At 42.7% G+C, this 22,312-nt stretch carries 21 protein-coding genes and 2 tRNA genes; 19 read left to right on the top strand and 4 right to left on the bottom strand.

Annotation, left to right across the window (positions count from 1 at the left end; translation table 11 throughout):
• Window positions 1-5: 5 nt before the first annotated feature.
• Window positions 6-80: transfer RNA gene (locus tag HY960_00335), tRNA-Val, on the top strand.
• A gap of 81 nt (window positions 81-161) precedes the next feature.
• Here the strand turns inward: HY960_00335 and HY960_00330 are convergent.
• Both HY960_00330 and HY960_00325 read right to left on the bottom strand, forming a co-directional pair.
• Window positions 162-626 carry a hypothetical protein gene (locus HY960_00330; protein MBI5214178.1) on the bottom strand — a complete coding sequence of 155 codons (465 nt, stop codon included), beginning with the start codon at window positions 624-626 and terminating at the stop codon, window positions 162-164.
• Between the two features lie 88 nt (window positions 627-714).
• Window positions 715-912 (bottom strand): hypothetical protein, encoded by a 198-nt coding sequence (locus HY960_00325; protein ID MBI5214177.1) that lies wholly within the window; start codon window positions 910-912, stop codon window positions 715-717.
• 262 nt (window positions 913-1,174) lie between these two features.
• Here HY960_00325 and HY960_00320 point away from each other — a divergent pair, with 262 nt between their 5' ends.
• From HY960_00320 to HY960_00235, 18 genes are all read left to right on the top strand, one after another.
• Window positions 1,175-2,140, top strand: coding sequence for an ATP-binding cassette domain-containing protein (locus HY960_00320; GenBank protein ID MBI5214176.1), 966 nt, complete (start codon window positions 1,175-1,177; stop codon window positions 2,138-2,140).
• Window positions 2,137-4,452: a Gldg family protein gene (locus tag HY960_00315; protein MBI5214175.1), complete on the top strand. Its 2,316-nt coding sequence runs from the start codon at window positions 2,137-2,139 to the stop codon at window positions 4,450-4,452. Before HY960_00320 ends, HY960_00315 begins: the two co-directional genes overlap by 4 nt.
• Before the next feature lie 9 nt (window positions 4,453-4,461).
• Entirely contained in the window at window positions 4,462-5,727 is a 1,266-nt protein-coding gene (locus HY960_00310; GenBank protein MBI5214174.1) for a DUF4340 domain-containing protein, read from the top strand.
• A 105-nt stretch (window positions 5,728-5,832) separates the two neighbouring features.
• Complete coding sequence (locus HY960_00305; GenBank protein MBI5214173.1) at window positions 5,833-6,489, top strand: nitroreductase family protein; 657 nt, start codon at window positions 5,833-5,835, stop codon at window positions 6,487-6,489.
• 18 nt (window positions 6,490-6,507) lie between these two features.
• Complete coding sequence (locus HY960_00300) at window positions 6,508-7,776, top strand: DUF1343 domain-containing protein (protein ID MBI5214172.1); 1,269 nt, start codon at window positions 6,508-6,510, stop codon at window positions 7,774-7,776.
• Window positions 7,777-7,861: 85 nt separating this feature from the next.
• On the top strand, window positions 7,862-8,194 hold the full coding sequence (gene secG, locus HY960_00295; protein MBI5214171.1) for a preprotein translocase subunit SecG: 333 nt from the start codon (window positions 7,862-7,864) through the stop codon (window positions 8,192-8,194).
• A 7-nt stretch (window positions 8,195-8,201) separates the two neighbouring features.
• A tRNA-Lys gene (locus tag HY960_00290) sits at window positions 8,202-8,274 on the top strand.
• A 31-nt stretch (window positions 8,275-8,305) separates the two neighbouring features.
• Window positions 8,306-9,322 (top strand): aminomethyl transferase family protein, encoded by a 1,017-nt coding sequence (locus HY960_00285; protein ID MBI5214170.1) that lies wholly within the window; start codon window positions 8,306-8,308, stop codon window positions 9,320-9,322.
• Window positions 9,319-10,053: an SDR family oxidoreductase gene (locus HY960_00280; GenBank protein MBI5214169.1), complete on the top strand. Its 735-nt coding sequence runs from the start codon at window positions 9,319-9,321 to the stop codon at window positions 10,051-10,053. The genes HY960_00285 and HY960_00280 overlap by 4 nt, the downstream gene beginning before the upstream one ends.
• A 9-nt stretch (window positions 10,054-10,062) precedes the next feature.
• Entirely contained in the window at window positions 10,063-10,893 is an 831-nt protein-coding gene (locus HY960_00275; protein MBI5214168.1) for a TIGR00730 family Rossman fold protein, read from the top strand.
• Window positions 10,894-10,931: 38 nt separating this feature from the next.
• Entirely contained in the window at window positions 10,932-11,714 is a 783-nt protein-coding gene (locus HY960_00270; GenBank protein ID MBI5214167.1) for an enoyl-CoA hydratase/isomerase family protein, read from the top strand.
• A complete protein-coding gene (locus tag HY960_00265; protein MBI5214166.1) occupies window positions 11,711-12,244 on the top strand; it encodes an adenine phosphoribosyltransferase in 534 nt (177 codons plus the stop codon). The genes HY960_00270 and HY960_00265 overlap by 4 nt, the downstream gene beginning before the upstream one ends.
• Before the next feature lie 13 nt (window positions 12,245-12,257).
• Window positions 12,258-13,112 (top strand): hypothetical protein, encoded by an 855-nt coding sequence (locus HY960_00260; protein ID MBI5214165.1) that lies wholly within the window; start codon window positions 12,258-12,260, stop codon window positions 13,110-13,112.
• Window positions 13,109-14,695 carry a hypothetical protein gene (locus HY960_00255; GenBank protein MBI5214164.1) on the top strand — a complete coding sequence of 529 codons (1,587 nt, stop codon included), beginning with the start codon at window positions 13,109-13,111 and terminating at the stop codon, window positions 14,693-14,695. Before HY960_00260 ends, HY960_00255 begins: the two co-directional genes overlap by 4 nt.
• Window positions 14,692-15,639, top strand: a complete 948-nt coding sequence (locus HY960_00250; GenBank protein ID MBI5214163.1) for a PorV/PorQ family protein — start codon at window positions 14,692-14,694, stop codon at window positions 15,637-15,639. Before HY960_00255 ends, HY960_00250 begins: the two co-directional genes overlap by 4 nt.
• Window positions 15,640-15,642: 3 nt before the next feature.
• A complete protein-coding gene (locus HY960_00245) occupies window positions 15,643-16,542 on the top strand; it encodes a PorV/PorQ family protein (protein ID MBI5214162.1) in 900 nt (299 codons plus the stop codon).
• Window positions 16,543-16,560: 18 nt separating this feature from the next.
• Entirely contained in the window at window positions 16,561-17,286 is a 726-nt protein-coding gene (locus HY960_00240) for a thioredoxin fold domain-containing protein (protein ID MBI5214161.1), read from the top strand.
• Between the two features lie 205 nt (window positions 17,287-17,491).
• A complete protein-coding gene (locus tag HY960_00235; protein MBI5214160.1) occupies window positions 17,492-18,043 on the top strand; it encodes an HD domain-containing protein in 552 nt (183 codons plus the stop codon).
• Between the two features lie 43 nt (window positions 18,044-18,086).
• Here the strand turns inward: HY960_00235 and HY960_00230 are convergent, their stop codons facing one another.
• Window positions 18,087-21,164, bottom strand: coding sequence for an efflux RND transporter permease subunit (locus tag HY960_00230; protein ID MBI5214159.1), 3,078 nt, complete (start codon window positions 21,162-21,164; stop codon window positions 18,087-18,089).
• 14 nt (window positions 21,165-21,178) lie between these two features.
• Window positions 21,179-22,306, bottom strand: a complete 1,128-nt coding sequence (locus HY960_00225) for an efflux RND transporter periplasmic adaptor subunit (protein MBI5214158.1) — start codon at window positions 22,304-22,306, stop codon at window positions 21,179-21,181.
• Window positions 22,307-22,312: the final 6 nt, after the last annotated feature.

Raw genomic sequence — 22,312 nt, 5'->3', positions numbered from 1 at the left:
AATTCGGGCGCTTAGCTCAGCTGGTTCAGAGCGTACGCCTCACACGCGTAAGGTCACTGGTTCGATCCCAGTAGCGCCCACAACAAAAAATCCCGACGTAATACATCGGGATTTTTTATTTCACAATCGTCAATGACTAAATCGTCATTGATTCAATCTCCTTAGTTTCCATCTACATAAATCTCGTTCGTGTATAACCAGGACGTTCCGGGTTTTGAACCAAAGGTAAAGGGAAATCGTGAACGGTAATATCCGAAATGAACATATCCGTCTGTATAGCGATATGATTGCCGCGGGTACAAGACAATTTTTCCATAAGGATTAAATCCTGTACAAGGAAGTCCACGTCCGGTAATATCTTTCCATTCGCTTCCGAATTTTTTCTGGATGTACCTGCTGATAACTTGTGAGCATGTCGAAAATGTGAGAATGGAATCTGAGCCGTTGTAAATGGTAATTGCAACAACTTCATTCAACCCATAGGAAGATTTGTTCGTCGTTGCACGAATCAAACTTTCCTGTGTCGGTGTTTCCTGATTGTTCAAAAATGTTTGAACCGGCACTTGTTCATTCTCGCAACTCAGAAAGAACAACAGACTGAGTAACACAAAAGGAAATATTCTCATAGAAGTTTTTTTCACATTATTCCACACGAATTTTTGTGCCGTATTGTACAAAAACTTTTGTAATGAATCAAGGTTTTTTAATGAAAAATCAATCGTGATGGTCTGCCGGTTGCATAGTTTCCGCCCCGGGAAGTCTGCCGATAAGCATTTGCGGGTCATGAATCAAGACAGGTAGATGTTGGGGACAAATACAGAATGTCCCTTCACGGTACGTTAATGTTATCAAGGGAATTTCAGTTGAGGTCCGGTTACAGGCAATGCAGTTTAATGTAGATTCGGAGTTCATTGTTGTTCTTTTCGATTTGTTAAGTTCAAAATAATGTAAAAAAGAGAGTGCGTTCAAGATTTATGTCGAAAAAAGAACTGCATGTCTTTTTTACTCTTTGAGAGCAATATAGCCAAAGTTCATATATTATCTAAGGCTATGGGAACAAAAGAAGTTGTGTATTTCACTTTTCAAACAAATTTATATAAAAAGAGTTGACTGTTACCAAAAAATATCTTAACTTTAGCCCGAAAAATTATATTCATTAACTATTGAGTCCATAATGTCGGTTGTTGTTAAACACCTTACCAAGTATTATGGCGCTGTTAAAGCCATTGAGAACCTTTCGTTCGAGATTCGACCGGGGGAAGTTGTGGGTTTATTGGGTCCGAATGGAGCCGGAAAAACCACAACGGTTCGTATTGTCACAGGATTCATGTCTGCTACCTCGGGAACAGTCGAGGTTGGCGGGAAGGATATTAAAAAATATCCGCATGAAACCAGAAAAATGATTGGGTATTTGCCTGAAGAAAACCCTCTCTATTTTGACATGGATATCATTGACTATCTTGAATTTATTGCAGAATTGCAGGATGTTCCAAGAAGCGATATGAAGCGCCGAGTCAAATATGTTCTTGATACATTTCAATTACATGAAATGAAAGAACGGAAAATCGGTCAGTTATCGAAGGGCTATCGTCAACGTGTCGGCTTGGCGCAAGCGCTGATTCAAGACCCGAAGGTCATCGTCTTCGACGAACCGACGAATGGTCTTGACCCGAATCAGGTTATCGAGTTCAGAAAATTTCTTTCTAATCTTGGAAAAGATAAAACCGTTATTCTTTCATCGCACGCACTTGCTGAAGTTCAAGCAGTCTGTAATCGTGTTATCATCATTGGCAAAGGACGGATTTTAGCAGACGCTCCGATTTCTGAACTGCAACGAAAGTTTGTCGGGAAAGATGTTATCTCCATCGAAATAGAAAAACCGGAAGGAGTAACTTTAGATTCTGCCTTGAGGATGATTGAACAGATTCCGAATGTAGTTTCCGTCTCGCCTCTTTCGACTGTCTCAGACGGCGAAAAGATCTTCCGCTTTTATATTGATTCGACAAAGAACGCGGAAGTGAGAAAGCAATTAACTCATTTGTGTTCAGAAAAGAATTGGAGTTTGTTAAGTTTGCAACAGCAAGTTGTCCGCATTGAAGATATTTTCCACCAACTAACGGTAGGAAAGGAGAAACAATGAAACACATAAATATCATTTTCAAAAAGGAACTCCGTTCTTATTTTGATTCTCCGGTTGCTTACATTTACATCATCATTTTTCTTTTATTGAATGGTTCGTATTTCGTCAGCAATCTCTTCTTAGAAAACGTTGCTTCGTTACGGTTGTTATTTGAATCAACTCCGTGGTTGTTACTCTTCTTTGCATCAGCGATAACAATGCGGCTGATTGCAGAAGAACGAAAATCAGGCACCTACGAAACACTCAACACGAAGCCAATCAAAGTCGGTGAAATTGTCATGGGGAAATTCCTCGCAGCATGGTTTCTGATTTTGGTTGCCTTACTTCCAACGTTGCTCTATCTTTTTACTGTCTGGCTCCTCGGTAATATTGATATCGGACCTGTATTCGGCGGTTATTTTGGTTTGATGTTACTCGGCGGTGCATTCATTGCCATTGGCATGTTGGGTTCAGCGATGAGTGAAAACCAAATTGTTTCGTTCATCATCAGTTTCGTCATCATCTTAATTCTCTTTACGATAGATAAAATTCTGATATACCTACCGTTGAATGTAGTTTCGGCTGTGGAATATCTTGGAGTTGTCAATCATTATGCGAGCGTTGCGCGTGGTGTGCTTGATTCCCGCGACATTGTTTACTACCTGACGGTAATGATTTTCTCGCTTCTGCTTGCAACTTCGTTTGCCCATAAAGAAAGCATACGAAATGTCTGGCGCTTAAAAAGTTTTGATTGGAAGCGGGAAGTTCCAAAACTCGGTTTGGTGCTTGTTATCCTTGTGTTTTTCAATCTCTTATCATTCAGGATTTTTTATCGTGTAGATTTAACCAGAGAGAAGTTATATACTTTGACCCCGACGACGAAGAGTCTCTTGAATTATCTTGACGATAATTTCCTTGTGAAAGCATATTTTACTCCGAACTTACCGCCCCCATATCATAATCATAAGCGTATCGTTCAGGAACAATTAGATGAGTTTCGTGCTCATTCTCCGCAGGCATTTCACTATCAATTTATTCCCGTTGCGGATGACCCGGATGCAGAGCGAGAAGCCATTTCCGAAGGAATGGAACCGGTACAAACAAAAGTTATCAAAGACGACCAGTATCAAACACAAAAAGGATATGCCGGTTTAGTCTTTTCGTACGGTGATAAATCCGAGCGTTTGCCTGTGGTTGAACAACTTGACCATCTTGAGTATTACATTACCCGCAACATGAAAAAATTGCTGGTCCCTCAGGCACATAAAATCGGAATCCTTACCGGGCATGGTGAAACATCTCCCGAAAAAATGAATGCGTTTCGGAAAGAACTTTCCAAGCAATATCAAATTCGTACCGTCAATCTTTCCGGCGGAAACAAAGCCGTTCCGGAAGATATTTCAATTTTATTGATTGTGTCGCCCAAAAATCGCTTCAGTGAAAAAGACAAATATCAATTGAACAATTATGTTATGCGTGGCGGAAAATTAGCTATGTTCATCAATACAGTTGTTGTTGATTCATTGACTCATCGCTCAAGTGTTATTGATTTGAATCTTGGAGATATGATTGAAAATTGGGGTTGCGCACTCGGAACGGACCTCTTACTTGATGCGACGTGTGTAACCATTACGGCAAAAGTGGACACACTTGCAACCGCACTTCCGACCGATGTTGCTTATCCGTTTTATCCTCTGACTGGAAAATTCAATCAGAGTAATATTGCATTTAAGAATCTGCAACCCGTAGCGTTCACATTTGTAAGTACGGTTGACCCGAAGATTGCAAGTATCCGTGGAGTATCCGGTGATGCATTGCTAACAACATCAAACAGAACGACAAGAATGGAAGGTGAACAAATTGATACTGACCCGGCTCAGATATTTCCTGAGGATATGTTCACGCTGGAGGATATTCCTGTTGCCGCCGCGCTTGAAGGACAATTCAAGAGTATGTACACGCTCAATCGGGCAGTTGAGTTGAAAATCATCAAAGAAGATGAAGCGGATTATGAAGACCCGATTCCGGCGAGAAGTCAGAATACGAGAATTGTCATTATCGGGGATGGTGATTTTGTCTTGGATGCGGCACAGTATGGTCAGCAGAATATTGAATTTGCATCAACGGCTGTAGATTGGCTTGTTGATGATATTGAACTTGCATCAATGAAGATGCGGGACCCTTCGCCGAAACAATTTACCGATGTTAGCGAAGGAACGAAGACATTTGTTAAATATTTTAATTTCACAGCGCCTCCGGCACTTATCATTCTTATAGGCTTCTTACGCCTGATGATGAATGCCGCGCGTCGTAAACGTCACAAAAGTTATTGATGAGGTTGTATGAAACGGTCATCTTATTTTTTATTATTTCTTGTAGTCATTGTTTTAGTTGTCGCGTATTTTTATATCAAACCGAAGGAGAGTCAGGAATCAACATATGAGAAGCCTGACATTACGCTGACGTTCGATATCGGGAAGATTACCAAAATCGAGATAGACAAAAACAAACAGTATATCCGGTTCGAAAAAATTAAAGACAGATGGAAAATTATCGACCCCATCAACACGTATGCGGACGATGAAGCCATCTATGGTTTACTCGAAGGATTCGCGAAGTTTAGTTTACTCGGTTTAATTTCATCCAATCCACAAAAGCAAGCGATGTATGAAGTTGATGATAAGGGAACATCCGTCACGGTTACGACTGATGGGAATCAGCAGACGACTCTCATTGTCGGAAAACTTGGACAAACATCAGGACAGGCATATGTTCGACCTGCATCTTCAGGTTCTGTCTATCTTGCAAAAGGATTAGTTCCATCACTTGTCGGAAAAAGTTTGAGCGACTGGAGACAGAAAACAGTTGTTCGGGTTGAACCGCGAATGATGAAAATGCTTACCGTTCTCGCCGGTGGAGAGCGTGCAGTGTTCAAGCGTGATGATAAGAAGTGGACTTCCGGCGGCGCCACTGTTCCTGCAAAGCGAATGAAACCTGCCGTGCAACAACTTTCGTACTTACGTGCTGAAGGTTTCATTGATACTGTTGTGTTTTTATCCGGTTCGCCTGCATTACATGTTGAGTTAATGACGGACGAATTGATGCGGCTTGATTTTTACAATCATCCCAAATTCAAAAACCAATATTTATTAAAGTCATCCACCGACCAGAAGTTATACGTGGTGAACAAATCTTCTGTGAAGGATATTAGTGCATTAGTCGGTGGCATGGCAGAACAACCGGAAGAAACCTACGCCGCCGAACCTGATGTTCCGACAACAGGAGGAGGAGGAGAAGTGGATGATTCATACAAACCGACAGGTGTAGAAGCAAATGCAGATATTTCACCTGAAGCAAGAAAAGTTTTGCAATCTATTTTGCAACAATCACGCGGTACAGCGTTATCTTCTCAAGAAGGACTACCTGCCGCTACAGGCATTGAAGATTCCGGTGAACTTACGGTTTATACATGTAAGAGCGGTGATAACATTGCATCGGTCAGCCGAAAGCATAATGTTACGGAAGAGCAACTTATGAAATGGAATATCCTGAAACCGGGTGATGTCCTCAAACCGGGAATGGAATTATACGTGTACTTAAACAGATAATGACGATTGAATCATTCTACGAACCGTAGGTTGACGACTTAATTATTATCTCTTTCATTATGAAGCCCTGTCCGTTTGGATAGGGTTTCTTATTTCTACAGAGTGATGCCAGCATTTATTCGATATGACGCTCTTCGGTTTTCAGAAGAAGAACAGTTGGAACGGGCGAAGAGTTACTTTGAACTATGTCAGAAGAGACGCACGGTGCGAGAGTTTTCCGACAAACCTGTTTCCCGTGAATTGCTCGAAACCTTGTTACGCACAGCCGGAACCGCTCCATCGGGTGCAAACAAGCAACCGTGGCGATTCGTTGTTGTTACTGAACCTGAGTTGAAAAGAGAAATTCGCATCGCCGCAGAAAAAGAGGAGCGGGAAAGTTATGAACATCGGATGCCCAAACAATGGCTCGATGATTTAGCCGCGCTCGGAACGGATTGGCACAAAGAATTTTTAGAAATTGCTCCCGCTCTTATCGTTGTCTTTTCCATTGAGTATGAAAAAGAAAATGATAATCTCAAAAAGAACTATTACGTGAAGGAATCTGTTGGAATTGCCGTAGGTTTTTTACTTGCAACAATTCATAATGCAGGCTTGGTTTCGCTTACGCACACACCAAACCCGATGAATTTTTTGCAAAAAATACTCAAACGACCTGAGAATGAACGACCATTTCTCCTTCTTCCAATTGGCTACCAAGCCGAGGGAGTTCATGTCCCGGATATTCAAAGGAAATCTTCTAACGAAATAATACTCTGGAAATAAATCTGAATACTTGTATTTATGAACGAGACTCAAACATCACTCCCATCATTTACCGTTATAGTCAAAAACGCTTTTGTACTAAGTCTTTTGTATTTAGCGCTTTGTACTTCCATCTTTTCCCAGCAGGCACGTCAGATTAAAACAGGCGCTGATGAGTTTTATTTCAAACATTCAATGATAGTTTCACAAAAGCGAGTAGGTATTGTTTGTAACAAGACATCGCTCCTATCGAATGGTGTTCACATCGTTGATTATTTTGTTGAGAAAGGAATTCATGTAACGGCATTGTTTAGCCCGGAACATGGATTCCGCGGAGAAGCGCCTGCCGGAACGTCAGTTGAATCAACAGTTGACCCGCTCCTTGGGATACCGATTTATTCGTTATATGGAAAAAATAAAAAGCCGACGAAAGAAATGCTTGAAGAAGTTGATGTGCTCATTTTCGATATGCAGGATGTCGGGGCGAGATTTTATACTTATGTAAGTACGATGGCGTATGCAATGCAAGCAGCGGCTGAACAAAAGAAGGAGTTTATTGTTTTTGACCGACCGAATCCGATTAACGGTGTTGATGTAGAAGGACCGGTGCTTGATACTTCGTTTTCGTCATTTGTCGGAATCTTCCCGATTCCGATTCGCCACGGTTTGACCATAGGGGAGATTGCGCGGATGATTCGATACGAGTGGTGGAAAATTGATTCGCTTAAACTGAGTATTATTCCGATGAGAGGATGGGAACGGGGATTGTGGTACAATCAGGGGATGTTACACTGGACTCCGCCATCGCCAAATATAAAAACACTGGCAACTGCAATAGTCTACCCGGGGACATGCTTGTTCGAGGCAACAAATGTCTCTGAAGGGCGGGGAACATCAAATCCGTTTGAATTTATCGGTGCGCCATGGATTGATAAGGAATTGTTTTCATCATCCTTGAATGCCCTTCATCTGCCAGGAATTCTTTTTGAACCTATTACCTTTACGCCTGCCGATAATTCTGCTCCGGCGGCAAATCCTAAGTACAAGGATGTGGAATGTCAGGGAGTGTTTATGAAAGTGACAGACCGAACATCGTTTAAGCCGGTTGAAACAGCCGTTGCGATGCTTACTATTCTTCAGCAAATGTATCCCGACAAACTCACAATTGATGAGAAGCAATTTGACAGACTTGCAGGGGTTAGTGAAATAAGGAAAATGATTCTTCAGGGGAAGATGACCGATTGGAGTATTTATCAGAATGGAATAGAGGAATTCAAGAAAATAAGAGAACAGTATTTGATTTATTGAATTCAGATGCGAATGCCAAAATGGTTTTGTACTTCCCTCATTTTTTCGTATTTTGTCAACCGTTTAATCATAGTGGAATCAAATAATGTTTACAATTCTTGCAATTCTTGAGATTATCGTCTCTCTTTTACTAATAATTGTTGTTTTAATGCAGGCAAGCAAAGGAAGCGGGCTTGCAGGCGCATTTGGCGGCTCGCAAATGGGGGCAATGTTTGGCGCTCGTCGTGCGGCAGATTTTCTCAGTAAAGCAACGACGGTACTTGCCGTTGTTTTTCTCGCGTTGTGTTTAGTCATTAATATCTTTGTGCTTGATAGTTCAGCAGGTGCTGTGGAAAGTATTATTCAACAAGGACAACCGACATCTGTTCCGGCTCCGGTGCCACCGCAAGCCACACCCCCCGCACAGCAAGGCAAATAGTTTCTATGCGCCTATGGCTCAATTGGTAGAGCAGCTGACTCTTAATCAGCGGGTTCAAGGTTCGAGTCCTTGTAGGCGCACTTTTCCCCTCCGAGATTTCCTTCTTTCTTTATGATTTCCACAGTGGAATTACAGAACACTGTGCCGCCTGCTATGGAAAATCAAAGTGGCTCGCCATCTTTTTCCAGCACAACATTGTTTGAGGAATATCATTTGTTGGTTGAATCTGCCATGCTGATTCAATGTACCAATGCAATACTTTCAGTCAGGGGAAAGGATTCGCTTGATTTTCTTCAACGACTTTCGACCAATGAGTTAAAGGCGATTTCCGAACATCAATTTGTGACAACAATATTAGTAACTGAGAAAGCCAAGGTTGTTGACGTTGCGACCGTGATTCGGAAGAACGAAGAATTTCTTATGATACTGCAATCTGTTAATGCTGGAATTGTTTTGAAATGGTTAGAGAAGTTTTTATTCACAGAGGATGTACATCTTCGGAATGTGACTGGTGAGTATGAACATTTTGCAGTGGTTGGAGAACGGGCAGAGCAAATAGTCAGTAAATTTTCCGAACAAGCACAAGATGGAATTACCTTTCAAGATTCATTATGGGGGGAGAGGATGGTTCATTGTTTGGTGAGACATAATCAAAAGCGTGAAGTCAACAGTGAACTATTTTCTTACTTGGGTACTGTAGGAAATGAATCGGATGCGTTTGAGTCTTACCGGATTGAGAACGGAGTTCCGAAGTTCGGTTTCGAGTTGACTGAACACATCAATCCGCTCGAAGCAGGATTGGAGCGATTCATCAGTTGGACGAAAGGTTGTTACATCGGTCAGGAAGTAGTTGCACGAATTGATACGTATAAGAAACTGCAACGGCGTTTGGTTGGATTTATTTTTGATGATGAGGGAAGAAACAAGGTAGCAAACGGGAAGATATTTTTCGAGGGAGAAGAAGTTGGCTGGACGACGAGTCATGCATGGTCGGAGAAGTTTAGAAAGCACATTGCTCTCGGTTATTTGAAAACGAGTGTTGAATCTGATGTTCTCCAGTTTCAAAACGAACAAATTAAAGAATCAATTCCTGTTCGGGTTTCAACACTGCCGTTCGATATTCAATGATGAAACATCCAGCAAGAAAAGTTGCAATTGTAACAGGGGGTGGAAAGCGTTTGGGGAAACATATTGCGATTGCATTGGCTGAGCATGGATTCGATGTAGCCATCGGATATAATTCATCGCGGACAGGTGCGAATCGGACGATACAATCAATTCAGAAATTAGGGCGAGAAGCAATCGCGTTGAAAGCAGATGTTCGAGACAAAAAGCAAGTGAAGAAACTTGTGGATTCAACGATGAAGAAATTCAAACGAATTGACGTATTGGTAAATAATGCGGCAATTTTTGTGGAAAGCACATTGGAAAATATTTCTGAAGAGATGTGGGATTCGACGCTTGACACAAATCTGAAAGGAACATTTCTTTGTTCACAAGCGGTTGCGCCTTTCATGCTCAACCAAAAAGAGGGACGCATTATTAACATTGCTTCACTTGGTGGATTGCAAGCGTGGAGTAAGCACTTGCCGTACAGCGTTTCCAAAGCGGGCGTCATTATGTTGACGCGGTGCTTGGCAAAATCGCTTGCACCGAATATTTATGTTAATGCAATCGCACCCGGAACAATTGAGATGGATGAAGTTGCATCAACGACAAGTCAGGTGAGTGTGCAAGCGATTCCACTCAGGCGTTACGGTAACTCAACTGACATTACAAGTATGGTTGTCTATCTTGCAACGACTGCTGAATATATCACCGGACAAACTTTTACCATTGATGGCGGTCGTTCCGCATAAGGAAAGAGAATGAAAAGCAAAAGCATACGCACACCTAAAGCATATAAAAACATGGAATTTCTTGTCGGACCGGAAGCGCGTTCTATCAGAATTCTCACCGAATTTTTAGAGCCGGCAAGTCGCTTCAAAGCGGAGGGAATTAACGAAGCGATTGTGTTCTTTGGTTCGGCAAGAATCAAACCATTGACTGAATCAAAAAAGATTTTGGGGAACTTGAAAAAGAAAGTCAAAGGCAGTTCAAATCAAACAAAAAAAATAGTAAAGCAAATTCATGAAGCAGAGATTGATGTTGAAATGTCTCGCTACTATGAAGATGCGTACAGGCTTTCAACGATGCTGACAAAGTGGTCATTGGGCTTGGAGAATGGACACAGGTTTGTAATTTGTTCTGGCGGCGGACCGGGAATAATGGAAGCAGCGAACAAGGGAGCGTTGCTTTCCGGAGGCAAATCAATCGGATTGAATATAAGTTTACCCCACGAACAGGAATCGAATCCCTACATCTCAAAGAATTTGAATTTCGAGTTTCATTATTTCTTCATGCGAAAACTTTGGTTCATGTCGCTTGCAGAGGCGTTGGTGATGTTCCCAGGCGGCTTTGGGACGATGGATGAAATGATGGAGGTACTGACACTGATACAGACGACGAAAGTGAAAACCAAAATGCCGGTTGTTTTGTACGGTCCGAAGTATTGGAAGCAGGTTCTTAATTTTGATTTCATGGTAAAATATCATACAATCTCAAAGCAAGATTTGAAGTTGTTTCATTTTGCCGACACGCCCGAAGAGGCGTTCGAAATTCTCAAGAAAGAATTGTCAAAACATCTCAATCGAAAATAATAAGTGTCCACAACCCGAAGGAAAATGTTATTATACGCATGAACTTTTCGACGGTTTTCTACACGCTCGATGAGCGAGTAGCGACCGTCACCATGAATCGCCCGGAACGACGCAACGCTTTGAACGATGTGATGATTCGTGAGTTGACAGAGTCTTTCCAAGCGCTCGGGCGAAATGCAAATTGTCGTGTTATTATTCTCACCGGCGCGGAGAACTCATTCTGCGCAGGTATGGATCTGGAATTTCTTGAACAGATTTCAGCAAAAACGCAGGAAGAAAATCTTGAAGATGCAAAAGCGTTGATGAAACTTCTGCAACTGATTTACACACTCAAAAAACCGGTGGTTGCAATGGTGAACGATTCTGCTCTTGGTGGCGGTTGTGGCTTAGCCATCACGTGTGATTATGTTTTTGCCGGAAAAGAGCGTGCGAAGTTCGGTGTTCCTGAAGTTCGAATTGGATTCGTTCCCGCGTTGATTTTACCCTTTCTCATCAAACGAATGGGGGAAGGGCGTGCGAAAGAATTTGTGTTGCAAGGTGAAGTTCTAAATTCTTTGATTGCAAAAGAACGAGGGCTTGCAACAGAAATAGTTGATGATGAAAAATTGAAAGAACATGTCATGTCGTTTGCAACAACGCTTGCAAAGACGACAAGCCCCAATGCTGTTTCATTGACGAAAGAATTGATTTCACGGCTGAACGAATTGAGTTTCAAAGATGCGCTTGAATTTGCCGCGAATCTTAACTCAATGACAAGGAAGACAGAAGAATTCAAAAAAGGAATTGAATCATTTTTGAAGAAGGAAAAGTTGGAATGGTGAACAGAGAATCATTACGCACTTCGATTCGGAACATCCCGGATTTTCCAAAGAAGGGAATCATGTTCCGCGACATCACAACGCTGTTGAAAGATAAGCAAGCGTTCACTCAAGCGATTGATGTCCTCTATGAGCGATACAAATCCGAGAAGATTGATAAGATAGCGAGTGTGGAATCCCGTGGATTTATTTTCGGAAGCGTACTTGCTTATCGTCTCGGAGCGGGATTTGTACCAGTGAGAAAACCAAAGAAACTCCCTTCGTCAACTATCAAAGAAGAGTATCAACTTGAATATGGAACGGACGCGTTGGAAATTCACACAGACGCAATTAGCAAAGGGGAACGGGTTCTGATTGTTGACGATTTACTTGCGACGGGAGGAACAGTCGAAGCAACTTGTAAATTGGTGAAACGTCTTGGGGGAGAGATAATCAGTCTTGCCTTTTTAGTTGAACTAACATTCCTGAAAGCCCGGGAACGATTACGGGAATATGATGTTTATAGTATCATCCAATACAATTCTGAAGAATAAAAGAACAAATAATTTGAAAACGCATATCAATTATTTTCTTATCGCAATGCTGAGTTTATTGATAATCGCATGCGAACAGAAAAAAGAAAATCCGCTTGACGTTCAATTGAACGCGCCGTTTGTCAGTAACATCGCGGTTACGCCTGATGTCATTGATACTGACTCAATACTTGTAGGAGGAACGCCCTCACCGAATGATTTAATTACTCTGACATTCGTGGTTTCCGGGAAGGCTACGCATCCCGATGGTAACGGCACACTGAAAACCGTTCAGTGTGAAATCCTCTCTCCTACTTCTACATCAACGTTGGCAACTGTGCGATTGTTCAACAACGGAGTATTCCCCGATACTTCAACAACGGATAATATTTTCACCGGAACAGTTTCGATTCAAATCAAACGAGTGCAGGTAGGAAATTTCTCTGTTCGTTTGAGTGCAAGTGACAAAGCAGGAATGACGAGTAACACCATCATTCATCGGCTGAGGGTTGTGAGAAGCAGCAACGCACCGGTAATTTCCAATCTCGTTGCGCCTGATACCGTGACACTTCCTCCAAGTCCGTATTCTGTGTTATTTGTGATGCATGTGAATGTTACAGATGCAGACGGAAAAGCAGACATAGAAAAAGTCTATTTCCGAAATCTCGATTCACCAAGCGACACGAATAAACAATTTCTATTGTTTGATGATGGAATTAAAAACGATGTGAAGTATGATTCGGTATCGGCAGATGGCGTGTACTCCGGCAGATTCCAGTTACCATGGAACACACCGCCACAATCATATCGGTTCGAGTTTGTTGCTGTTGACCAACTTGGTGTAATGAGTAATAAGATTTTACATACAATGATTGTGAGGCAACCGTGAAGAAGTTATCAGTTATCTGTTATTTGCTATTCGTTGGTTCAATGTTTGGGCAGATGAATGTGCCGAGAGTTATTTGGTCGGATTCGAGTTCGAGCAGTTCCCATTTGATTCCGAGCAATAGCGTTACGTACATGCGCTACGAACCGGGAAATTTATGGACAGGAACAAGCAAAGGTCTTGCACGAACGACAGACTTTGGAAATTCATGGCAAAGTTTTCGCGGCAATTCAAAATTTCCACACAACGGAATATTTTCGTTAGCAACGAATGGGAATACAATTTGGACTTCGACCGGCTACGATACAGAAATTGAAGGCGGAAGTGTTCAAACCGGCGGCGGGTACACATTCTCACTCGATAATGGAATAAGTTGGGATTATGTTCCGCAAACATTAGATGACCCGAATGCAAAATACATTCAATACGGAATCAATGATTCGGTCTGGATTCTTCCGGTTACTGTTCCTCAACAAAATGTTACGTTTGATATTTCCATCACTCCTTCGGGAACTGTGTATATTGCAAGTTGGTCAAGCAGTTTGAGACGTTCATATGATAACGGGCAAACATGGGAACGAATCTTACTACCGCTTGATAATAGAATGAGCATTTCTCCATGGGATACGCTTTGGACGTATGCGCCGTCAGATACGCTCCGTCAGCAAAGAATATTTACACGATTTGACCCACGGCAAAATTTTAACATGCTTGCTTTTTCTGTTTTTGCCGTTGATGATGACACAATCTGGTGCGGAACGGCTGGCGGTGTCAATAAATCAACCGATGCAGGAGTAAGTTGGGTTCGGTTAACGCATCAAAATCAAACCAAACCGATTCTCGGAAATTGGGTGATTGCGATTGATGAACAACGTGTGAATGGCAAAAGCAGAATCTGGACAACGAACTGGCGCGCAAACGATTACGAAGAAGATTATGGTATAAGTTACACGGATGACGGCGGACTCTCATGGAAAAATTTATTGCATGGTGTAAAGGCGTATGACTTTGCATTTAAGGATTCCATCGTGTACATCGCTACCGACCTGGGTGTTTACCGTACTTCGGATTGGGGAATTTCATTTCAGAAGTTTTCAGATTTTGTTGATGAATTGCCCCGGGTCTCTATACCTTCACCGAAAGTATATAGCGTCGTGGTTGTCAATGATACGGTATTAATTGGAACAGATGACGGATTAGTCATGACAATTGATAATGACATGCATCTGTTTGGTTCAACGTGGAAAGCATTTCGTGCTTATCAACAACTTGGAACAAAAGCCGAAACGTATGCCTATCCGAATCCCTATTCGCCTTCGCTTGATAATATTGTGAGGATACATTACGGTGCGACGAATTTAAGTGCGTCAGGAAATCGTGAAGTCTCAATTGAGGTTTTCGATTTCGGAATGAATCGAGTCCGCACGTTAATTACAAAAGCACAACGGTCTGTGGCTCAGGAGTTTGACGAATTTTGGGACGGACGAACCGATGGCGGCGAACTTGTCCCTAACGGCGTTTATTTCTATCGCCTTGTGATTGATAACGATGAACCTCAGTTCGGAAAGATTTTGGTGTTACAATGAAGAAGTTTTTCTTTCTGCTTTTGTTTGTTTGTTGTTTGATGTTTCAAGCAATGGCTGATAGTCCTTATATCGGTTCGTTTGCACGGATGGGATTTGGAGCGCGAGGGATGGGAATGGGAAATGCGCTTGTGGCAGTCGCAACCGGAGACATCAACACATATTACAATCCTGCGCTTGCACCATTTACAGAAAAACGTACCGCCTCTGCAAGTTTCGGAATTCTCTCACTTGACAGAAGTTTGAATTTTCTCAGTTACACACAACCGATTGAACCTCGCGGCGGGTTCTCCATTGGACTTATCAATGCGGGTGTGAGTAACATTGACGGACGGGACAACGATGGTGTTCACACGGAAGATTATTCCACGTTCGAGAATCAGTTTTATCTCGCTTTTGCTAATCGCGTCTCGGATAATCTTTCACTTGGTGTGACAGTAAAAATGTATTACAGTAAATTGTTTGAAGAGGTCTCTTCATCAACTGTCGGGTTTGATATTGGCGCAGTATTTCAATTCTCACCGGAGTTAACTCTGGGTGCATCAGTTTCAGACATCAATTCAAAATATAATTGGAACACAACACCGGTCTATGGCTCGCTCAACGGAAAGAATTCCAAAGATAAATTTCCGATGGTGAGAAAGTTCGGAGCCGCGTATCATTGGAAAGAAGCCGGTGCAATTATTTCTCTTGAATATGAAAACACATCGGCGAGTACGAACGCATTCCGTGCGGGAATTGAATACGCAGTCCACGAGAACATTAGCGTTCGCGGCGGATTTGATAGATACGATTTCGGCGATGATGCAACCGGTGCGAAACCATCGTTCGGATTTTCTGCCCGTCGGGCATTCGGAGATTGGACTCCTGCTCTGACATACGCATTTGTCTTCGAGCCGTTTTCTTCGCACGATATTCATGTCATTACCCTTTCGACAACGTTTTAATTTATGAAAAGAATTATTTCAATTGTTATCCTGCTTGGAATTAGTTTTCAGTTTGTTCTTGCTCAGGCAGGAGGAACCGGTTTATCGTTTCTCAAATTCGGTGTCGGTGGCAAAGCCGTCAGTATGGGCGAAGCGTATTCCGTCATTGGTGCAGAGCCGTTTGCAATGAACTACAATCCTGCTTCGCTGACACAATCTCAATCCGTTCAGGCTGTATTTTCACACAGAGAATTATTTCAGGATACCCGTTCTGAGTTTCTTGGCGTTTCAGTTCCGCTGGATGATGTTACGTTAGCATTCGGCCTTCATTCTCTTAGCGTTTCCGATATTGAAATTAGAAGCACCCCCGGCGCAGCAGAAGGGACGTTCGACGCGAAGAACGCATCAATAGGAATGGCAGGCGCGTATAGGTTTTCAGATGAATTGAGTTTAGGATTCACGGCAAATTATCTTTATGAAAAAATTTATGTTGATGAAGCAACCGGCTATGGAATAAACATAGGCGGAACCTACATGACTCCATGGGAGGTTCGCCTCGGCTTCGTTGTTGATAATCTCGGTTCGATGAACGAGTTGCATACCATTGCGTCAACGTTGCCAACAACGTATCGCTTCGGCGGCGCGTATGAAATACCGTTAGAGAAGATTGAAGGGAATATCACTCTCGCCACAGAAATTGTTTCAGTGAAGAATGAGGGGACTGCCCATGTACACATCGGGGCTGAGTTTGAATTTCAAAAAATGATTGCATTACGAGGCGGCTTTCAATCAGGGTATGAATCGAAGAGTATCACAACGGGAATCGGCTTCAGGCAAAACATGTTTACGCTCGATTATGCGTTCGGTCCCGATAAATCCGATTTGGGTTCTACTCACACGTTCACCGTTGGCGTGTTGTTCTAAATTACAAAGGAATCATGTATGAGTTTGTTCATTTTAAGTTTATTAGCATTGAGTTTTATGTTCACCCCGGACGATAAGACAGAGAAGAAAGTTGAAACTTCCTGGTCGTCATTTGAGGAAGGAATCGAGCAAGCAAAGAAATCAAACAAAAAAATTATGCTCGATATTTACACCGATTGGTGCGGCTGGTGTAAGAAACTTGATAAAGAAGTATACGCGAACAAAGACGTTGCAAAGTATCTCGGAAACAATTATGTCTCCATTAAGATTAATGCGGAATCTTCGAAGAAATTTAAGTTCAAGGGGAAAGAATATACGGAGGCGCAACTTGCACAAGGATTCGGCGCTACAGGATATCCAACGATTGTTTTTCTGAAGGCAGATTCAGATATGATTACCAAGTTGGGCGGCTATGTTGAGCCTGAGCGCTTCCTCAAAATTCTCAAGTTCCTCGGTGAAGACCACTACGAAAAAATGAAGTTTGAGGAGTTCCTCGATAAAGAGGAGAAGAGTTCGAAGAAAAAGTATGTTGGACAGGCATTCTTGCCTGTCAGAAGAGTCAGGACAGAAAAGGATTCCATGCCTGCGGCAGGCAGGTCTGTACTACAATTGGGGAAAATCTCGATGATTCTGCAATCAGGTGCTTGTAATGTTGGATTGAACTTCTTTCGCCAACTTCTCCACGCACGTTTTGCAAAAGTACAACATTTTGTAGTCGCCGATTTGCCGTTCGACGAGTTTTGATTTATGGAATTTTTCTCTGCACACCGAACACTTTTCGGAGAAGACATCGTCGGGATGAGCGGGTTTTTGAAGTAATGCCATCCTCCCGAAATATGCGGCGAATATCAGAAGAACTAAGAATGCAACGGCTAATGCGGTAATAATCATCGTGGCTGAATATATCAACAAGAACAATCAACACAAAATCACCTGACAACATATCAGTATGAACAGAACAGACGCACTTCAACTTTTACAAGAATACACCAAGAACGATGCTCTCCTGAAACACATGTATTCAGTGGAAGCGGCAATGCGTGCGTATGCGCGCAAGTACAACGAGGATGAGGAGATTTGGGGCATCACCGGCTTGCTTCATGATTTTGATTACGAAATGTATCCTGACCCGCCCGACCACCCGCTCAAAGGTTCGGAGATATTGAAGGAGAAAGGATACAGCGAAGAAATCAGAACAGCGATTTTGGGACATGCAACGTACACTGGTGTAGCGCGTGAATCTCTCATGGCAAAAGTGTTGTATGCGAGCGACGAACTGTGCGGGTTTATTATGGCGTGTTCGTTAGTCAGACCGAATAAAATTGCCGACCTCGAAGTGTCATCTGTCAAAAAGAAACTGAAAGACAAAGCGTTCGCCCGCAATGTTAATCGCGATGACATTACACAAGGGACGGCAGAATTAGGTATTCCGCTCGACGAACATATTCAATTTGTGATTGATGCGATGAAGGGGATTGCCTCAGACCTTGGACTGAAATAAAAATAGCGGGCTACTGACTGTAAGTAGCCCGCTTTTCAAAGCTTCATCTTTTGTTATTTTTTATCTTTTTCCCTTCAATCCACTGAAATAAAATCGGGAGGACAAATAATGTCAACAATGTTGATGTTACTAATCCACCGATAACAACTGTTGCCAGAGGTCGTTGCACTTCCGCGCCCGTTCCGTGCGAAAGTGCCATCGGGATAAAGCCGAGGCTTGCAACAAGCGCAGTCATAAGAACGGGGCGTAGTCGGTCTGATGCGCCTTTGATAATCGCTATGTTTAAATCATGTCCTTCTTTCACTAACTGATTGATGTAGGAAATGAGGACAATCCCGTTTAAGACTGCAACTCCAAACAAAGCGATAAATCCGATGGAGGCAGAGACACTCAGGTTCAAATCACGAAGAAGGAGCGCGAAGATTCCTCCGCTTAGAGCAAAGGGAAGGTTTAACAGAATCAACATCGAGTGCCGGATATTCCCGAAGGTTGTAAAGAGCAATACGAAAATAATAAAGATGGAAAGCGGAAGGACAATCGTTAATCGTTGCATCGCGCTTTGCTGATTTTCAAATTGTCCTCCCCACGTAATATAGTAACCTGTTGGAAGTTGAACGGAAGATTCAATCTTCTTCTTTGCTTCTGCGACGAACGTTCCTATATCGGTGCCACGCACATTACACTCGATGACGATTCGCCGTTGTCCGTATTCACGGCTTACTTGAACGGGTCCTTCTTCCGCAACAATGCGAGCAACTTGTTTTAACGGAACGTTTCCTCCGCCCGGTAAACTCACAAGAGTATTTTCAATTGATTGAATATCACCCCGGTTGTTTTCAGGGTAACGAACAAGTACTGCAAACCGCGCTTGTCCTTCAAACATCTCGGTAGCGGTTTTTCCTCCGATCGCAATCTCAATAACACGCTGAACATCAGCAACATTCAGTCCATAACGAGCAATTGCATCTCTGTCAACATAAATATTCAAATACGTTTGTCCTGAGGTTTGCTCAATCGAAACATCAACCGCGCCATTGACGGTACGAACGACATCGGCTATGCGGTCTGCTTTTTCTTTCAACATATTCAAATCAGTGCCGAACAGTTTGATGGCAATATCAGACTTCACACCGGAAACAAGTTCATCCACACGCATGGCAATCGGCTGTGTGATGTTGTAGTTTACACCGGGAATGTGCTTCAATTCTTCCACCATCTTTTCAACGAGTTCTTCTTTTGTCCCGGCAGTTTTCCATTCCGATTTAGGTTTCAGTGTGACATAAATATCGCTGAGGTTCACACCCATCGGGTCGGTTGCGATATCGGGGCGACCAAGACGACCAACCACAAACTCGACTTCAGGAAATTGCATAATGATTTGTTGAACTTTCTTTTCTATTTCGATTGATTCGGTGAGTGAAATACTCGGCATCCGTATCGGTTGAATGAGAATCGAACCTTCATCAAGTTCAGGAATAAACTCTGTTCCGAGGAACGGAACAACAGCAAATGAAATCGCAAGAACGAGCAACGCGCCAAGCAAAACAAGGAACTTATGTTTCAGTGCGCGTTCAAGAAGCGGCGTGTACACAAGTCGAATCCAATGGATAAGTCGAGGTTCCTTATGAGATTTCTTCTCTTTGAGGAAGTACGAACTGAGAACAGGAACAAAGGTGAGTGTCAGAATAAGTGAACCGAGTAACGCCATCCCGACTGTCAATGCCATCGGCGCAAACATTTTTCCTTCAATTCCTTGCAAGGTGAGAATTGGGATATAGACGGCGATGATGATGAGAATGCCAAAAAGAATCGGTCTGCCGACTTCTTTCGCCGCATCCTGAATGAGTTGAAGTTTCGTGTGTTGCCCGCTATGGTGAAGCAATTTACGCTCAAAGTTTTCTACCATGACTACAGAACCGTCAACAATCATTCCGAAATCAATTGCGCCGAGACTCATGAGATTTGCAGATAAACCAAGCCATTTCATTCCGATAAACGCGCAAAGCATGGAGAGAGGAATGGTCGAAGCAACAATCATCGCGCCGCGGAAATCACCGAGAAACATAAGCAACACTACCACGACTAACAATCCGCCTTCGAGCAAATTTGTTTTCACTGTCGTGATTGTTTTCTCCACCAAGTCCGTTTGGTCATAATAAGGATGGACTTTCACGTGTGGCGGTAAGGACTTGTTAATTTCATCAATCTTTGTTTTCACGCGTTCGATGACTTTTCTGCTGTTTTCACCTTTCAACATCATCACGATTGCGGCGGAGACCTCTCCTCGTCCCTGCATGACAACTGCGCCTTGACGGATTTCCGGACCGACAGTTACCTGCGCGACATGTTTTAGATACACCGGAGTTCCATGTTCATTTTTTACAACGATGTTTTCAAGGTCGCGCGCGGTTTGTGCAAGACCGATTCCCCGAATAATATATTGCTCTGACGCATGTTCGAGATAATTTCCTCCTGCAACCGAATTATTTTTTTCTACCGATTCAAACACTTCATCGAGCGTTAAATTGTAGCTCAATAATTTTGACGGCTCGACGAGGATGTGATATTGCTTGACAAGTCCTCCGAAACTGTTCACCTCCGTAACTCCGGGAACGGTTCGCAACTGCGGTTTAATATACCAATCCTGAATCGTTCGCAGACCCATAATGTCGAGACTGTCGCTTTCAAGAAAGTACTGATAGATTTCTCCCATACCGCTCGCGATGGGACCCATTTCAGGTTCCGGGACTGTCGGTGGAAGCGATTCCTTCACGCCTTGCAATCGTTCAAACACCAACTGCCGCGCAAAGTAGATATCAACACCATCTTCAAAGACGACAGTGACAACCGTGAGACCGAATTTTGAGATAGAACGAACTTCCGTCAATCGCGGAAGTCCGTTCATCGCGATTTCGATGGGAAATGTTACTAACTTTTCGACTTCAACCGGAGAAAGTCCCGGCGCTTCGGAAATAATTTGTACCTGAACGTTGGTAACATCGGGAAAAGCATCTATCGGAATTTCATTTAACGAGTAGATGCCGATGACTGCTACAAGAATTGCTAATGCAACAATGAGCACTCGTTGTGTTAATGCAAAATCAATGATTCTATTTATCATAAGTCATTCCTCTCTTAATGTTCTTCGCCAAAGGTTTCTTTTGCCAACTCGGATTTCAAAAAGAATCCGCCTTTGACCACTATTTTTTCACCGACGAGTAATCCATCCATGACTTCAGCAAATTCACGAGTTTCCACACCTGTGCGAACATCCCGCTTCTCAAATGTTGAATCATTCAGCGCGATGAAAACAAAATGCTTTTCTGTTTCCCCGAGCAACGCGCTTTCAGGAATCTTAATTGTCTCGTTCCCAAGCGATGTTTGAATTTTTACCGTGCAGAACATTTCGGGTTTTAATTTTCCCGATGTGTTTTGTACTTCGATGCGCGCTTTAACAGTTCGCGTATTTTCATCAACGACGTTATACACCGAATTAATTGTTCCTTCAAACACTTCCGGGAACGCGCTGACTTCGATTGTTGCGCGCATACCTGTTTTGATGTAAGGAAGGTTGTTCTCAAAAACATCTGCAAGAATCCAAACCGTCGAAAGGTCGGCATAATCAAACAATTCAGTTCCAAGTTCAACATACGAACCAAGTTTGATTTTACTCTCAAGCACCGTCCCCTTGAACGGAGCGTGAATCCGATAAAGAGATTGAGGAGTTAGTGATGTTTCTAATTCTTTCAATTCATTTTCTGTAAGACCTACGATTTTCAATTTCTTTTTCGACGACTCGTAGAGCGCTTTTGTTGTCGTGTTATCTTCACCGGATTGCCCGAGACGGTTCAATCTCGCCACGACTTGAAGAAATTCAGACTGCATTGTGAGAAACTCCTGACTGAAAAGTTCGGCAAGTACTTCGCTTTCAGTGACATTATCATTCGTGAACGCATAAACGTGCTCAATGCGTCCGGCGAGCCGTGAGGTGATGTGTGCCTGCTTTCGTTCATTGAAACTGACTTTTCCGGGGATAGTCAGTGGAATGGCAACGGATTTCTTTTCCACCGTTTCCACTTTGATTCCAGCGTGATACACTTTGTGCATATCGAGATGGACCGTCGTGTTTTCTGAGAATTCAGATTCGTGTTCCCCATGTTCCATTTCCGATTGTTCCTGTTCCCGTTTTCCACATCCAAGCAATAGCATGAATAAAAGAAACAGAAGTGAGAGAAGTATTTTAGATTGATATATGATATTCATTGTAAC

This window comes from Ignavibacteriota bacterium, from assembly GCA_016212665.1.
Taxonomy (GTDB): domain Bacteria; phylum Bacteroidota; class Ignavibacteria; order UBA10030; family SZUA-254; genus FW602-bin19.
This window is presented reverse-complemented; position numbering and strand designations above follow the sequence as displayed.